10 protein-coding genes and 4 pseudogenes are annotated in these 15,665 nt (G+C 58.7%); 9 read left to right on the top strand and 5 right to left on the bottom strand.

Translation table 11 applies throughout. The features are described from left to right. Positions 1-84 precede the first annotated feature (84 nt). A complete protein-coding gene (locus P6U28_RS01360; protein WP_407123185.1) occupies positions 85-507 on the top strand; it encodes a hypothetical protein in 423 nt (140 codons plus the stop codon). A gap of 713 nt (positions 508-1,220) precedes the next feature. On the opposite strand, the pseudogene P6U28_RS01365 reads toward P6U28_RS01360, so the two are convergent. Beyond that, a pseudogene (locus P6U28_RS01365) lies at positions 1,221-2,093 on the bottom strand (S1/P1 nuclease). Positions 2,094-3,220: 1,127 nt separating this feature from the next. Here P6U28_RS01365 and P6U28_RS01370 point away from each other — a divergent pair. Continuing rightward, positions 3,221-3,844: a hypothetical protein gene (locus P6U28_RS01370; protein ID WP_407121564.1), complete on the top strand. Its 624-nt coding sequence runs from the start codon at positions 3,221-3,223 to the stop codon at positions 3,842-3,844. Between the two features lie 94 nt (positions 3,845-3,938). Here P6U28_RS01370 and P6U28_RS01375 read toward each other — a convergent pair whose 3' ends face one another. From P6U28_RS01375 to P6U28_RS01390, 4 genes are all read right to left on the bottom strand, one after another. After that, positions 3,939-4,535 (bottom strand): anthranilate synthase component II, encoded by a 597-nt coding sequence (locus P6U28_RS01375; RefSeq protein ID WP_407121565.1) that lies wholly within the window; start codon positions 4,533-4,535, stop codon positions 3,939-3,941. Then, the gene (pabB, locus tag P6U28_RS01380; protein ID WP_407121566.1) at positions 4,532-5,941 is read right to left on the bottom strand and encodes an aminodeoxychorismate synthase component I; all 1,410 of its coding nucleotides are present in this window, start codon (positions 5,939-5,941) and stop codon (positions 4,532-4,534) included. Before pabB ends, P6U28_RS01375 begins: the two co-directional genes overlap by 4 nt. 170 nt (positions 5,942-6,111) lie before the next feature. After that, positions 6,112-6,396, bottom strand: a complete 285-nt coding sequence (locus P6U28_RS01385) for a Dabb family protein (RefSeq protein WP_209294483.1) — start codon at positions 6,394-6,396, stop codon at positions 6,112-6,114. Positions 6,397-6,532: 136 nt separating this feature from the next. Further along, positions 6,533-7,168, bottom strand: a complete 636-nt coding sequence (locus P6U28_RS01390) for a GntR family transcriptional regulator (RefSeq protein WP_122405141.1) — start codon at positions 7,166-7,168, stop codon at positions 6,533-6,535. Positions 7,169-7,281: 113 nt separating this feature from the next. On the opposite strand from P6U28_RS01390, the gene bioB reads away from it, so the two are divergent. From bioB to istA, 7 genes and pseudogenes are all read left to right on the top strand, one after another. Next, positions 7,282-8,337, top strand: a complete 1,056-nt coding sequence (gene bioB / locus P6U28_RS01395; protein WP_407121567.1) for a biotin synthase BioB — start codon at positions 7,282-7,284, stop codon at positions 8,335-8,337. Continuing rightward, positions 8,328-8,681 (top strand): aspartate 1-decarboxylase, encoded by a 354-nt coding sequence (panD, locus tag P6U28_RS01400; protein WP_122405139.1) that lies wholly within the window; start codon positions 8,328-8,330, stop codon positions 8,679-8,681. The genes bioB and panD overlap by 10 nt, the downstream gene beginning before the upstream one ends. Positions 8,682-8,757: 76 nt before the next feature. Further along, a pseudogene (locus P6U28_RS01405) lies at positions 8,758-9,908 on the top strand (8-amino-7-oxononanoate synthase). After that, the gene (gene bioD, locus P6U28_RS01410; protein WP_407123186.1) at positions 9,908-10,543 is read left to right on the top strand and encodes a dethiobiotin synthase; all 636 of its coding nucleotides are present in this window, start codon (positions 9,908-9,910) and stop codon (positions 10,541-10,543) included. The pseudogene P6U28_RS01405 and the gene bioD overlap by 1 nt, the downstream one beginning before the upstream one ends. Beyond that, positions 10,540-11,805, top strand: a complete 1,266-nt coding sequence (locus tag P6U28_RS01415) for an adenosylmethionine--8-amino-7-oxononanoate transaminase (RefSeq protein WP_407121568.1) — start codon at positions 10,540-10,542, stop codon at positions 11,803-11,805. The genes bioD and P6U28_RS01415 overlap by 4 nt, the downstream gene beginning before the upstream one ends. A 922-nt stretch (positions 11,806-12,727) precedes the next feature. Continuing rightward, positions 12,728-12,964 (top strand): annotated as a pseudogene (locus P6U28_RS01420) (pantoate--beta-alanine ligase); the annotation flags it as partial. Between the two features lie 1,150 nt (positions 12,965-14,114). Next, positions 14,115-15,652: pseudogene (istA, locus tag P6U28_RS01425) on the top strand (IS21 family transposase). The last annotated feature ends 13 nt before the right edge of the window (positions 15,653-15,665 follow it).

The following is a 15,665-nucleotide window of genomic DNA, read 5'->3' on the forward strand; positions in this document are numbered from 1 at the left end:
TGCCTCGCCATCCTGATTGCCGCGCTCTTCCTACCCAGATTGCCGCGCTACACTGCGCCGAACTTCAACAGCTACAAGAGATTGGTGCCTGGCTGTTGGGCGCCAATCTGTCCAAGCTGGGGAGTTGACAACCGTTCCTGCGCGGTTCGCGCCATTCCGGGGGAGCCATCTGCCCATCGCTTGGAGTATCGGCTGCCTGGCGCAGACGCGAACCCATATCTCGCGCTGGCAGGTGCGATTGGTTCCGGAATATTGGGGGTCGAGACGGGTGCGGCGCTACCGTCTTCTATCGCCGGTGATGCAAGCGTGGAGATGTGTCGTCCGTCCGCGAGACTGCCTCAAAACCTATCAGAGGCAACATCTCGGTTTGCACAGTCTGCAGCAGCCAGTGATATCTTCGGAGAAAGGTTTGTTGAAACGTTTTCTTGCTCACGTCGTTGGGAGTGGGAAGCCGTTCAACATCGGGTCACTGACTTTGAACGTCGGAGATACTTCGAGATTATTTAGCTTGAGGTTTTCGACAGTTCTGAACCGTATTCCTTTGGCCGGTGCGACCGGGCTGTTGTGGCTGTCTGAGCCGCGGATGTTGGACTTCATGAGAGCAGACGTGCGTTACTCGTTAAGTGAGGGCCGTTGGAGCGACGAGGAGGTCTGCTGTTACCTGCTCTGTGGCAGCAACCGCGTTTGCTCTGTTGCGATGCTAGGTAATCCTAGCAGCGAACAAGGCCGGTTCCATTCGTATCAATGAAGACGTGTGCGGCTTTCAGGAGGGAAGGCAAATGCATTTTGCTCACAGGACGAGCCGAAGAGGCCCGTGATGCACGACAGTGTGGCCGAGCCGCGGAGCCTCGCAGGACGCGAGGCGCAGCATCCATTAGAGGACAGCGCGAGTAGACGGTAGGCTCCGCCTCCGACCACGACGAGGCTGGCGTGGATCGGCGCTGACCGGTGCGCGCTTCGCGCGGTGCTCTGAATTGCCAGCCAGAAGAGGTCCCAATCACCGTGGGTCGATTAAGTTCATGAGAGCGCGAGAAACGCTGCGCGGTGCGTTCGCGACCATACGACAAGGTTGCCTTCAAGCCGTCGACGTCATCGCCAGAACGGTCCCTGGCATATCGCGCGGGTGCGAGTGTACAAGGCAGCCAACACTGATCGTGTGAAATCGGTTTAGAGATCTGTGGGAGGGTTTTGCTGCGGCCGACCAAAATTTGACAGTTGATCTATGAACTGCCGAATGCATCCTCCAGAATAGCTTTAAGACGCGCGGCTCCTTTTACCAGCTCGCGATCGAGCTCCGCTTTGATAGCCACAGCATAATCGTTGCTGATCTCTACGGGGTGGCTCGAATCGTTGTGGTCCGGGGTTCCTGCCGGCAGTAACTGATAGGCTCTTATACCCAAGGCGTGCGTGTCGTTGGCCCACGCGGCAACTCGTGCTTCATCATAGGGCGGGGCTTCGACTGTCGGCAGCGGATCGGCATCGAGCGAATCAGCATAACTCCCCCACGAATATGCCTGGAGATCGACCAGAGAGTCATCCCACATGCTGTGGAAGGTCGACGCGCGTGTATATGACGTGCCGTCGGACCGCTTCGCGTGCAGGATGACATGAAGTCTGTTACCGCCTTGATCGCCATTGTGTTCGCTTGCGTGCAACGGCTGCTCCAGGTCCCCAGCCAGATGGACAACGAGCTTCAGCGCGCGCAACCTGTCTTCCTTAGAGCGCGAATTGTCTTTGAGGATCGGAATAGCCGCCGGAAGACCTTGGACGATGCAGGTTCCCTAATTGTTTTGATCCTTGCAGTGAAGGGCGACGTCATATGTCGGCCGTTCGATGTCGATGTCGACGAAATGCCAGCGATAGGTGTTCTTTCCTGCCGGCGTGAATTTATAGTCGTCCGCCCAGTTTGAGATGGCGGCCAGCGAAGTGTCACCGATCAGCTCCTTGAGCTTCGCCTGTGCAGCCGGGCTTAAGTGCCGCTGCGACAGTTCCGCAATGACAGAATGACCTAGCTGCCCCCAGGCAAGTGCGGAAGATGTGCTGCCTACAAAGGCGGCAGTGCAGATCGCGAATATGAGTCCGAGCCGTGTCACTAATTGCTCCCCGATATTGATGAAATGCTTCAGGTCATTTGAGGACAGAGTCAGGTGCTTGGGTTACGGCACGTCGACCGGGGGCATGGACGCCGTCGGGCGTGGCACGAAGGCATTCTGGTGCTGGCCGCGTGCCGCCAACATGATCGTTAGAGCCGCCAGGAGGATCAGGAGAACGCGCATGCAACAAGGATTACCCGAAAGATATATCGCAATTATGAAACGGCTCACATCCCGTGCCTTTGGAGGAGGAGCGGCTTTGTCGGGGCATCTATCGCATACAACGTATTGGCGAGCAAAAGGCTCACAAATCTTGATATTCGTTCGTTCTCGCCGGTAGCCGCCAAACAGCGGGATGATTGCGCTCAAAAAATGCATTTTCCCTTGAGGGCCGCAGGAATAGTGCGGCGGTTTCGAGTAGTAATCTAGTGATTGGCTATTCACCGCGAAGGCAGCCGCCCATCCGCTGCTTCCGGGCGCCGTGAAGGACGATCCATGCACAATCATGACATTGTGTCCGGCAGCCTGTTGGCGCTGACCGCCGCTGGCCTCGCGCTGCTTTGCTCTAGCCTGCTCGCATTTGCTTTCATTTAGATCTCGCGATCGGCCGTTGGCGCGCTAGGATCTCTGCGCGACCTGACGCAGCCGGGCAGCGGGCTGGATGGTTTTCCACGTTTGGAGGCCCGGCGGTCGCGGATGATCTGCTCAGGCTTCCGCAGGGATCCGCTTCCGCAAAACGCTCCGTTTTCGCACGTAGTGCTGCCTTTCTGAATGGCCGACCTGATCTCCTGGCTCGGTTTCGTACAGTTGACCACTAAGTCCCCATCCATCGAAAGATATAGGTAGGCTTATGATAGCGCTCGCATCACGCGTTTTTGCGCGCATTGCGCAGCATTTCTGCGTCAGGTCAACTTCGGCACGGCAACTATCGATCGAACAATTAGGCACAGGAGCGCTGGAGGCTCACCTAGCAAATCCCCGACGCGCACCTTTCGGTGGCCTTAAGAGCAAGCAGGTATGAATGTGCTTCAAGGGTAAGCCCGTCTACCGGCCCTCACTATTTACCTCACCACCTGGAGCGCAATGCGTTTCTCGTAAAGACTCCGACCCGATCAAGTGGGACAAGATTGCTGAAAACGATGCCGCGGGTGTTGCGGCGTGCGGCAGCTCTTGACCATCTTCTGCTATCGCGGCAACGAGAACAACAGAAGCAGATCGAAATGATGAGAGGGGCTGTGATGGATCAATCCCAAACATCGGAGTTGCCGCCTGTCTTGCAGACACCCTCAAAAGGCTTTCGGTGGATCTTTGCTCTGGTAGCCGTATCGCTCGCTTTTTGCGCAGGAGGAGCCTATTTGTGGACGCATATCGAAGCGTTTGCGGAGGCGCCGCCGGCGCATGACGTCGAGCCTCCCACACTTAGCCTGTCAGCTGAGGATAGGGCCGTTCTTTTAGGGATCCAATCGGGGCAGCAGAAGACAGCCGATGAACTGGTCGAGCTCAATCGCAACGTCGATGCACAACAAGCCGATCTAAAGCGGATCTCGGATCAGATCGCAGCCCTGACCCAAAGAATCGAGGAGCTGCAGAATCCGGCGCCTGTTGCTTCTCCTTCTCCCGCCGCCTCTCCGCCACCCGTGCGCACCACATCCAAGCCGGCCAAGAGAGACGTCCGCCCGCCCAAACCGCAAGGTCCGGTTTCTGTGGGAGGCGCGCCGCTGACTGCGGAGCCGAGCACGAAACAGCGCTGATTGACACAAAATGCCTGCTATATGACGCTGCGCCTTCCAACGACGTAAGGACGCGGAAACCAACGGTCCACCATTTGACCGGCAGGCCCAGCTCTCATTCCTCCGCGTGGTTTCGGAAATCCTCTGCGAGTCGCAAGAAGTTCATAAGCAGGACGTGCCCCTGTGAGGTAAGGATCGACTCGGGATGGAATTGGACGCCATAGGTGGGATGATCGCGGTGCGCGAGGGCCATGATCTCGCCTTCCTCCGAGCGCGCTGTCACTGCCAGGTTCTGCCCGCATGAATGATCAAGCTCGACGATAAGAGAATGGTAGCGGCCGACGTCAAGCGGGGTGGGCAGCGCCTTGAATAACCCTCGGCCGTCATGCGCAACGTATGAGCGCCGACCATGCATGGGCCGATGCGCACGCGCCACGCGCCCTCCGAAAACGCTCGCGATACACTGATGTCCAAGGCAGATGCCGAGAATTGGTACGCGTCCTGAAAATTCGCGGACCGCTGCTGTCGATATTCCGGCCTCCCTTGGGGTGCAGGGGCCGGGCGATATGACCACCGCGCGCGGCTTGAGACCAACGAGCTCGCTGATGCTGATAGCGTCGTTCCGGATTACTTCCGTTGCTTCACTCAGCTTGCGGAAATAGCGTGCAATGTTGAACACGAAGGAATCGTAATTATCGATGATGGCAATCAAAATGCACCAGCTGGTTCAGAACCGAATGCAGCAAAGAGTCGTTCTGCCTTGGCGAGCGTTTCCTCGTACTCGGCCTCGGGATCGGACAGCACCGTTATACCGCCGCCGGCATGAAACACAGCCAGGTCGTCCTCAATCGTGACGGTGCGGATCGCAATATTCGTGTCCATGTGCCCGTTGAACCCGATGAAGCCAATCGCCCCGCAATAGACCTCTCGCGCTATGCGCTCGATTTCTGTAATAATTTCCATCGACCGCGGCTTTGGCGCTCCCGTAATCGAGCCGCCCGGAAAGCAAGCACGGAGCAGGCTAACGGCGTCTTCCTTTCCGGCAAGTTCCCCCGTAACGATCGACACGAGATGGTGCACCGAGGCGTAGGACTCGAGATTGCACAGGGCCGGAACCTCGACCGAATGTGCAGTGCAAACGCGTGACAGATCGTTTCGCAAAAGGTCGACAATCATCGTGTTCTCGGCATGATCCTTTTCGGAAGCGAGGAGAGCAGCCGCACGGCGGTAGTCTTCCTTCGAATCAGGCGAACGCGCGATCGTGCCCTTGATGGGTCGTGTCTCGACATGTCGCCCCTCAAGCTTCAGGAATCGTTCCGGCGAACTCGATGCAATGGTCAGCTTTCCCCATCGCAGCAGGGCCGCAAAAGGTGCTGGATTCAATGATCGCAGCTGACAGTAGAAGGCGAGCGGATCAAACGAGGTCGACAGGCGGGCACTGAAACGCTGCGCAATATTCGTTTGGAACACGTCACCAGCCAGGATGAAGTCGATCACGCGTTGTACCGCCGCAACGTAGCCTTCGCGGCTGAAGTTCGAGCGCCATGCGCCCGCTTTGCCGTCACAACCGTTCTGGGGCGCCGTTGGATGAGCAAGCAATGCTGCAAACTCGTCGGCTCGACGACGCGCGCGTTCGCTCCGTCTCACGCGATCCTGCTCAGGCCATCCGGTCGAGACGATCCAGCATTTGTTATCCCGGTGGTCGAAGCTGATGACCACGTCATAGAAATGCAGGACGGATTGGGGCAAACCCATGCCGGCAATTGCCGGCGCAGACAATCGCTCCACTGTCCTGTTCATGTCGTAGGCAAGGTAGCCTGCCGCTCCACCCTGGAACGGCGGGAGATCGGGATGATGCTCTTGCGGGTATTTCGCGAGTAGTGTGCGAAGGACCATCCATGGATCGCCCTGAAGAGTTAGTCCGTTCCAACTGCCTTGGCCGTTCGCGACCTTGTAGGTGCTGAAGGGGTCGCACGTTAGATATGAGTAGCGCCCAAGCAGGTCGTGCCTTGCTGCGCTATCGAGAAACGTGAGATGCGACCGATGCGCGAGACCTCGCATCGCTGTGACAGGTTCAATCCACTGCAATTCGCAAACGTACATCGGCTTATCGATCACCGGCGGCTGACGTCGTGAAAGTGCCGTTCCATCTGTTGCCCCACCCGATAAGAACGACTCTCGTCTGCGATGGGTCGAACATTGAGGCCGATTGCTAAGTGTATCCGGCGGTGGACTTGTGCTGCGGCAGCACCTTGCTCATGCTGCCGGCGAGGCGAAAGGGGCACCTATCATACATTGTAGTCGGCCGCGAACCGCAGCTCGCGGAGCGGTCGGACCCGTTTAATCGACTCCTCGTAGAGATCGTGCGCTTTGTACGCTGCGAGCTCCGCCTCGCTGTCGAATTCACCATAGACCACGATGTCGATATCGTTGCCGAGCTGATCGGTCTTTCGGTTGCGGGCAACCTCAAGCCGGCGCGCATGTGGTATCGTGGTGAGAAGCGAAAGACCTTCAATAATCTGGTCGATATGCGTCTCGTCCTTGGCGCTGAAGAAGACAATGTGACGAATCATGGCTGTCCGTGGAGATGTCGCTAGCGGGTGGCACAACTATCTGGGAATAGAGCCCCTTGCAATGAGGCTAGTCGCTTGCTGCATGTTCGTCGCTTGCGATCGTCTGCGATCCCCAATGGATCGTGGCCAGAATTGGTCAGGACGCCGGAAGGGCAAGCCGCTCAATGGTTTGAATGTGCCGCGTGAGCAGGTTACAGGCTTGATCGATGTTGCGCGTTCGCAAGGCTTGCAGAATCAGGCGGTGATCTTGATTTGAGCGCGGTCGCCAGCCCACCGATCGCGCCATCGCGAACACCAATCGAGAATTGGCAAGCTGCAGTCCGTCAAGGCTCGCGAGCAGACGCGGCATTCCGCACGGCGCGACCAAGGCTTGGTGAAAGGCGCGGTTGGCCATCTCAAACTCCTCGATCGTCTTTGCATTGTCCCCTTCGATCAAAGCGAGCTCGATCCGAGCCAAATGAGCTGTTGTGAGCCTAGGCCCCGAATGGCGCAATGCCACCACTTCCAGCGCGGCGCGCATTTCGGCGATCTCCTTCACTGACCGGGTATCGAGCGGGGCAACCCGAACACCGCGACGCGGCACAGCGACAACAAGATGTTGAGCCTGCAGCTGCCGAAAGGCCTCGCGCACCGGGACGTGGCTGGAATTGAATTCTCGTGCAACATGATCCTGGCGGAGTGGCGCGCCTGGCTCTAGGGCGCCGCTGATAATGCGCTCAGCGATCGAGTCCGCGATGCGCGCGACGGTCGTCATGTTGTCAGCAGCGATCATAGATTATCTACCGCAATAACCGGTGCATTTGCGAGGCAGCTCGATTAGCATCTCTTGGAGAGCGATGACTATAGATAATTCACGCGATTATCTACAATTGAGCGGGGTAGGTTATGGATGCTGCTGCGCAAATCCAACGGAAGGAAACAGGCGACGGGGCGCAGGTTCATAATCATTGGAACCTCGAGGAGGCTAAGGCGCTCTACGACCTTCCTTTTGCCGACCTGATGCTTCAGGCGCAGCGCGCTCACCGCAAGCACTTCGATCCAAACCACGTCGAAAGTGCAAGCCTGCTTAGCATCAAGACCGGCGGCTGTCCGGAAGACTGCGGTTACTGCTCGCAAAGCGCGCATTACGAAACCCGCCTGAAAGCGACTCGTCTGATGCATTGCGCCGATGTGGTTGCGACCGCGCGGCGCGCGAAGGATGCGGGCGCCACGCGCTTCTGCATGGCCGCGGCCTGGCGCACTCCAAAAGATCGCGATCTCGATTCCGTCTGCGACATGGTCAATGCGGTCAAGGGACTCGGCATGGAAACGTGCGTCACGCTCGGCATGCTGATGCCGAAGCAGGCCGCACGTCTCGCCGAGGCCGGCCTTGACTTCTACAATCACAACGTCGACACATCCCCCGAGTTTTACAGCAAGATCATCACTACCCGCAGCCTGCAGGACCGCATCGATACGCTGGCGCATGTGCGCGATGCCGGCATCAAGATCTGCTGCGGCGGGATCATCGGCATGGGCGAGCAGGTCGAGGACCGCCTCGGTATGCTCGTGCTGCTCGCCAATCTCCCCCGCCATCCCGAAAGCGTGCCGATCAACCTATGGAACAAGACCGAGGGGGTGCCGGTGGAAGACACCGCGGAACCTCCCGACCCGATCGCGCTGGTCCGGCTGGTGGCGACCGCGCGGATCATGATGTCGCGGAGTGTGGTTCGGTTGTCCGCCGGGCGGCAATACATGACGGATGAATTGCAGGCGCTTTGCTTCTTGGCTGGCGCAAATTCGATCTTCATAGGCGACGTGCTCTTGACCACCAAAAACCCGAGAGTTGATCGCGATGCGGATCTGCTGGCCCGGCTCGGCATCACGTCCGGGCTCGCCGGAGGGAAGCAGTGCGCGCAATATGTTGCCCCTACATCCAGCCTAGGCGAGAAATGCAGATAACTTTGATGAAGGGCAAAATCCATCGCGCCTCAGTGACTGAAGCTGATCTGCACTATGAAGGCTCGATCTCGATAGATCGTACGCTCCTGGAGGCAGCAGGAATAGTGATCAACGAGCGCGTCGAAATCTACAATGTCGAAACTGGAACGCGCTTTGCCACCTACGTGATCGAGGCGCCGCCGAGGTCTGGCACGATAAGCCTGAACGGTGCGGCCGCCCGACTGGCGATGCCCGGAGACAAGATCATTATCGTTGCATATGCCTCATTCGACGCGGCCGAAGCAAAGATATTCAAGCCACGCATTGTGCGTGTGGACCGAGACAATCGCATCCTGGCAAGTTGAGCCTCAACGGCCATCCTTCCTTCTTCAGCGGCCAACGGATCTTTTACGTGACTTGATGCGATCTTGGGAGAGATGAATGCGGTCAATCCAAACAGCTAGACTTAGTCCCTACGTCGCAGCGCTGAAGGCCTTGAACGAAGATAAACGGCGGCGCGACTCAGGCCGCGCGTGGGGATCGATTTCGCATCCAACGACTATCTGGCGCTCGGGAGCGCCCCGCGCATCAAAGAGGCGATGGTCGCCGCGCTCGAGGCGGGCACTCCGGTTGGCGCCGGCGGGTCGCGGCTTCTGCGCGGCAATTGCGAGGAGCATGAACGGCTCGAAACGGAAGCGGCTCAGTTCTTTGGCGCGGAGGCGGCGCTTTTCTTTGGAGGCGGCTACATCGCAAATTTTGCCCTCCTGACAACGCTGCCGCAGCGCGGCGATCTGCTTGTTCTCGATTCCCTCGTGCACGCCAGTATTCACGAAGGGGCGCGAGCCGGCCGCGCAGAGTACCGAGTTCACGCGCACAATGATCCCCAGTCAGTCGAAGACGCAATTCGCGAGTGGCGAACCAATGGTGGAGCGGGCCGCATCTGGATTGTGGCCGAAAGTCTCTACAGCATGGATGGCGACTTCGCTCCACTCGAAGAGCTGGTGGCAATCGCCGATCGCCATGACGCGTTTCTGATCGTCGATGCGGCTCATGCCACAGGTGCTTACGGGCATCAGGGACGAGGGCTCACGGCTCCTTATGACAGGCGCGACAATCTCATCGTCGTTCATACCTGCGGCAAAGCGCTCGGTGCGGCGGGTGCACTTGTTACGGCCTCCGGCATCCTGCGCGATTTCATGGTCAACCGCTGCCGTCCATTTATTTTTACTACTGCCCCATCACCATTGATGGCCGTTGCCGTTCGAGAGGCACTCCTCATCTTACAGAAGGAGCCGGAGCGGCAGCAACGGCTGGCCAAGCTCGTTGCGTTCGCGCATCGGCAGATCACCTCCCTTGGTTTGCACACGCCGTCGACCTCTCAGATCGTGCCGTATATCGTCGGTGACAATGCTCATGCAATGCGAATTGCCTCTGCTCTGCAGGCGCGCGGCTTCGACATCCGCGGAATTCGGCCGCCAACCGTCCCAGCAGGCACCGCCCGTTTGCGAATTTCGTTGACGCTCAATGTTGGGGAAGCGGACGTGTGCGCAATGCTCGATGCGCTTGTTGAGGTGACGAGGGGGTCGTTTTGATCAATAATCGGATCGTCGTGACCGGTACGGACACCGGGGTCGGCAAAACGGTATTTTCCGCAGGACTCGCTGGCCTGCTCGGCGCGAATTACTGGAAACCGGTCCAGGCTGGACTCGAACAAGAGACCGATTCCGAGTGCGTCTGCCGCCTCGGCGGCCTCTCGTCCGATCGCATTGTCCCGGAGCTCTATCGACTTCGGACGCCCGCCTCGCCCCATTACGCCGCGGAGATTGACGGCGTTCGCATAGACACAGAGACACTTGGACTGCCGGACATGGGCGAGCGGCCACTCGTGATCGAGGGCGCCGGCGGGCTCATGGTGCCGTTGGCAGCGCGCACTCTTTACATCGACATCTTCGAACGCTGGCAGCTTCCCGTCGTGCTTTGCGCAAGGACGGGACTAGGCACAATCAACCACTCTCTGCTCTCCATAGAGGCTCTGCGGAAGCGTCAGATTCGAATCCTTGGAATTGCGTTCATTGGCGAAAGAAACGCAGAAACTGAAAGCGCGGTTTGCGAGATCGGGAGAGTGCGTTGGTTGGGACGGCTCCCGTGGCTTGATCCCCTCACGAACGATGGGCTGCAGGCCGCTTTCAAAGTCTCCTTTGTTGGCAGTGATTTCCTGAACCTATGAAGATGGCCAAGAGGTCGCCGATCTGGCACCCGTTCACGCAGCATGCTCTACAGCAGGACATGACGAAGGTGCTGCGGGGAGAGGGGGCTTATCTCTACACCAAAGATGGCCGACGCCTTATCGATGCAATCTCCTCCTGGTGGGTCGTGACCCACGGCCATTGCCATCCACGCATCGTGAACGCGATCCGAGAACAGGCAGGCAAGCTCAACCAGATCATCTTCGCTGGATACACTCACGAACCGGCTGAGCAAGTTGCGACGGAACTATTGAAGGTGACGTCCCCGGCGCTCGAACATGTGTTCTTCTCCGATAGCGGGTCAACCAGCGTCGAAGTCGCGCTGAAAATGGCGCTTGGCTACTGGTACAATACCGGAAGACAGCGAACCCAAATCGTGGTGATGCAGCACTCGTACCATGGCGACACGATCGGGGCGATGTCGGTAGGTAGCCGAGGCGTGTTCAACGCGGCCTACGGGCCGCTGATGTTCGAGGTGACCTCGATTCCATTTCCGACAAGAGATCGTGAGCAAAGAACGCTTGATGCGCTTGAAACCGCTTGTCTAAACGAACGTCCCGCAGCCTTTATCGTGGAGCCGCTAATATTGGGTGCAGGCGGAATGCTGATGTATTCTCCCTCGGTCCTAAGAGATATGAAGCGGGTCTGCGAAGCCTTTGACGTCCTGTTCATTGCGGACGAGGTCATGACCGGCTGGGGCCGGACGGGTACATTGTTTGCGTGTGAGCAGGCCGATGTCGCGCCCGATATCGCCTGCTATTCGAAAGGCCTCACGGGCGGGGCGCTGCCGCTCGCCGTCACACTCTGTCGTGCCGATATTTTCGATGCGCATTATTCGGAAGATCGCACGCGTACTTTTTTTCATTCGAGCTCATACACGGCCAATCCAGTGGCCTGTGCCGCCGCCAAGGCAAATCTGGACCTATGGCAGGATCAGGAATATCGCCGGCGGCTGTCATCCTTGGCCAGGATGCAAGAACAGGCACTCGCGCCATTCCGCGCCGATTCACGTTTCGCAAACGTCCGACGCACAGGGACAGTCACAGCGCTTGAACTCAACACGAGCGATGCCGGGTATCTGGCGGACATCGGACCGAGGCTTTTGGCTTTCTTCCAAGCGCGTAATCTGCTGTTACGCCCACTCGGTAACACGATCTACGTGATGCCGCCTTACTGCGTTACGGCCGCCGACCTTGATGAAATCTATGCTGCCATCCGTGACGCTGCTGACTTGCTGATGTGACTGCATGAGACTCCTTCTGCAGTGACAGGAGTTTGCAAGGCGAAAGTGTCCGTATTGCTGCCGTTTGAGTGTCCCACGAGGCTGCAAGCACCCAAGATTTCGCAGGCTCGTGCTTTAAGCACTTGCTTTAAGCGCTCCTGATCCAACCGCCGCAGTAATCCTGCCGGCTAGTCGAGAAATGCGCAGCATTTGGCCGAAATGTCGAGCGAATTGCGCTAATCACGATTAAAGCAATCCCTTATCTTGAGCAAATTCTCGGGGAGGCTTTCTGCGGAAAGTACTGCTTCGCGAGGCAATCGCACTTAGTCACTTGATGGCTGCAAGAACCAGGTGGACGGACCGAGCGATGGTGCACGCGGTGCTGTGGTCAGAGGGCAGCGGGGCTTCCCAAGTAAATGTCTCACAGGAGGCGAGAATGCACATTGGCTTCCGTAGCTCTCTTTATCGTTGAGCGTGCTGCGCGAGTGCGGCGGAAAGTTTGGGCTGATCAGGCATTACTGCTGCAGAACGGCCCTTTGCTCCAAGAAATGCGTCAACCGCTTTAAGGCGCGACGGGAGGCTGATCAGAAATGGCTTCGATGGCGGCGGGCGGCCTAGGAAGGGACTGACTGAGTTGTGGCCGGTACGGCCCTGGTCAGAAAATGCGAGTGGCCCTCTAGAGGGTGTGGAGGTCAAGTGACAGAAACATCGGCACAAATAATCGACTTTAGAACCTACGGGGTCAACAGGCTGGCTCGATCTAAGCGGCTTCGCGACGACATCTATTCGACCGCGACTCTCGCTGCCCTCACAGCAACCTGTCTCCTTTGGACATTCCTGGCCTGCCATCCATTCGCTTTGCTCGGTGCCCCGACGCCAAAGCAGCAGCCCCACGAGTTCCCCTAAGGGACAGGCGCGGAGATTGGCCCTAAAGACGAAGTCCCTCGCTACCGCAGCGCAAGAGTTTGCCTCAGGGGAGCGCGACGCGGCAATCCTGAGTGCGCTCGCAAGGACGCATTTGGAAAAGGTCGATGGACTGGAGTACCTTGAGCTTGTCGACACTGGGACACTCAAGCGTGCCGTGAGCCCTCTGCGCTATCCGGCGGTGCTCTCTGTCGCAGCCTACGTAGGCTCGACTCGGTTGATCGACAATGTAGTCCTGTCCTGGGCGCCATCGTAGCCAGATGCGCAAGTCATGCGCCTAGAAGCACTCGAGCCCGATGGGTCAGCCCTGCAAATCCTGATAATCCTGGAAGAACTCTCGAACGCGATCGGAGCAGCTCTTTTGTGTCCTCAACAACTGCCCCGCGATCGAGCTCATGATGTAGGTTGGAATTGACTCTGCCACTGGCGGGGCGAGGCGAGGCCGCACCGCGCTGCCGAAAGCACCCCAAGTGCGAGTTCGCATTTCGTATTATGACCTCGGCGGCTCGCTCAGATTCTCAGGCACATTCCGGCTGCTTTGCGCGCTAGTTACGACGTGGCGCAAAACAATTTCAGAAAGTCGTACGACCAGCTGTCTGAGACGCGCAATCTCCTGCTTGCAGCGCTCCAGCTCTTGCTGTTCGTCGGTCATCACAGATGTTGTGCGACGACGGCTACTGCCGAGATGATTCATATAGCTCCCTTTCCGTTTTAAAAAAAACGCGTGATTCAACAAAAGCACGGCAGATAATCAACGAGCCGGTCGCTTCTTTTACCTGAGCCAGTCGTCTCGGCGTCAGATCGCAGCAGTTTCAGCAGGCAGCCCGCGCGGCCTGGTTTGCTAGCTCACTCGCTGCAGAGAGCTCGCGCCCATCTCGCAGGCTTTGGTGACGCCAGCCCGCTCACAACTCATGCCCAGTTACCACAATGGCCGACGATCCAAGAATCGCGCAGATAACGTGGCCACTAAACATGCCGCGCTCGGCTGAATGTGATTACTCTGGGCGGAGACTATAACAAAATGGCAATATCGATTAATGCAATGCGCCGCGCTGTCGCGCGCAAATCCTGCACTACGGCAGCGCCCCTGATGAAGTTTCACGCGACGTTCGCGTGTCCGCGCAGGGTCCCTCCGCTACACTAGCTTAAATGTCCAAAACCCAAGTAGCAGCGAGATCATCCGCCTGCAAGCGGCTTTGCCAAAGGAAGGTCGCTGCTGCCAATACGTGCGATGATGGATCGATAACAGACTGCGCGTTCCAGCCGATCGTGATCACGCGTTCCAGAGCATCGTGATCACCATTTCCAGCCGATCGTGATCGATCGGGGGGCAACCAGGAGGCGTCCACCGCTGACAGTCTGCAACCTGGCTACCTTGGTCTTTTGCCTAACCGCAGAGGATCGAGATGCCGACCGAGAGACTGTCCATGCGCCACATTCGTGAAGTTCTACGCCTGCACTACAGCGTCGGCATGTCGCAACGCGCCGTTGCCCGCAGCCTCGGCCTGGCCCAAGGCACGGTCAGCAAGTACCTGAACCGAACCCGCCGCGCCGGCCTGACCTGGCCGTTGCCGCCGGAGCTGGATGACGATGTCCGGCTCGAGAACCGCCTATATCCGCCACCATCCGATCGGCCCAGCGACGAGCGTCCGCAGCCGGATTGGGCGCTGGTGCATCGCGAGCTGCGGCGCTCAAACGTCACGCTGATGCTGTTGTGGGAGGAGTATTGCGACGCAAACTCCGACAGCTTCAGCTACTCGTGGTTCTGTGAACGCTACAAGGAATGGGCCGGCCGCCTCAAGCCGACCCTGCGCCAGGTTCATGTCGCCGGCGAGAAGCTGTTCGTTGATTATTCCGGCCACACCATGGAGGTGGTTGACGGGCTCAGCGGTGAGGTGCGGAGCGCGCAGATCTTCGTCGCCGTGCTCGGCGCCTCGAACTACACCTACGCCGAGGCCAGCCTCAGCCAGAGCCTGCCGGACTGGATCGCCTCGCACGTTCGGGCGTTTGCCTATTTCGGCGGCGTGGCCCGGCAGACGGTGAGCGACAACCTGAAGGCCGGCATCACCGGGCCTGCTTTCATGAGCCGATGGTCAACCGGACCTATGCCGATCTCGCCCGCCATTACCGCACCGCCATCGTCCCGGCGCGGCCGTATCGGCCGCGCGACAAGGCCAAGGTCGAAGTCGGCGTCCAAATCGTCGGACGATGGATTCTGGCGCGCCTGCGCAACCACCGCTTCTTCTCGCTTGCCGCCCTCAACGAGGCGATCCGTGTGCTTCTCGCCGATCTCAACAATCGACCGCTGCGCAGCTGGGGACGAAGTCGGCGCGACCTGTTCGAGGAGCTCGATCGTCCGGCGCTCACCCCCTTGCCGGATGAACCGTACGAGTATGCCGAGTGGAAGCGCTGCCGGGTCAATCTCGACTATCATGTCGAGATCGCCAAACATTACTACAGCGTTCCTCACAACCTCGTGCATCAGGAGGTCGAGGCTCGGATCACCGCGCGAACGGTCGAGATTTTCCTGCGCGGCAAGCGCATCGCCTCGCACCTGCGCAGCACGCTGCCGCATCGCCCAACGACGATTTCCGAGCATATGCCGAGCTCGCATCGCCGCTATCGTGACTGGACCCATGAGCGTATTCGTTCCGAAGCCGCCAAGGTCGGCCCCGACGTCGACACTCTGATCGACGTCATCCTGCGGTCGCGGCCGCACCCGGAACAGGGCTTCCGCTCCGCCATCGGCATTCTCGGGCTGGTCAAGCGCTACGGCCAGGAACGCGTCGACGCCGCCTGCGCCCGTGCCCTCCTGATCAACGCCCGTTCGTACAAATCGGTCGCCGCCATCCTCAAGAACGGCACTGACAGAACCGCTCCGCCCGCCGAGGAGGCGCCCATCCTCTTCCACGCCAACATCCGTGGCCGCAGTTACTACAATTGATCAGGAGAGATCA

The sequence above is a fragment of the Bradyrhizobium sp. STM 3561 genome (genome assembly GCF_045571455.1).
GTDB classification, from domain to species: Bacteria; Pseudomonadota; Alphaproteobacteria; order Rhizobiales; family Xanthobacteraceae; genus Bradyrhizobium; species Bradyrhizobium vignae.

Bases quoted from the DNA above. Each gene is read 5' to 3' on its own strand.
- P6U28_RS01390 (WP_122405141.1), bottom strand. From the start codon at position 7,168: ATGATCGCTGCTGACAACATGACGACCGTCGCGCGCATCGCGGACTCG.
- panD (WP_122405139.1), top strand. From the start codon at position 8,328: ATGCAGATAACTTTGATGAAGGGCAAAATCCATCGCGCCTCAGTGACT.
- bioB (WP_407121567.1), top strand. From the start codon at position 7,282: ATGGATGCTGCTGCGCAAATCCAACGGAAGGAAACAGGCGACGGGGCG.
- P6U28_RS01415 (WP_407121568.1), top strand. From the start codon at position 10,540: ATGAAGATGGCCAAGAGGTCGCCGATCTGGCACCCGTTCACGCAGCAT.
- P6U28_RS01385 (WP_209294483.1), bottom strand. From the start codon at position 6,396: ATGATTCGTCACATTGTCTTCTTCAGCGCCAAGGACGAGACGCATATC.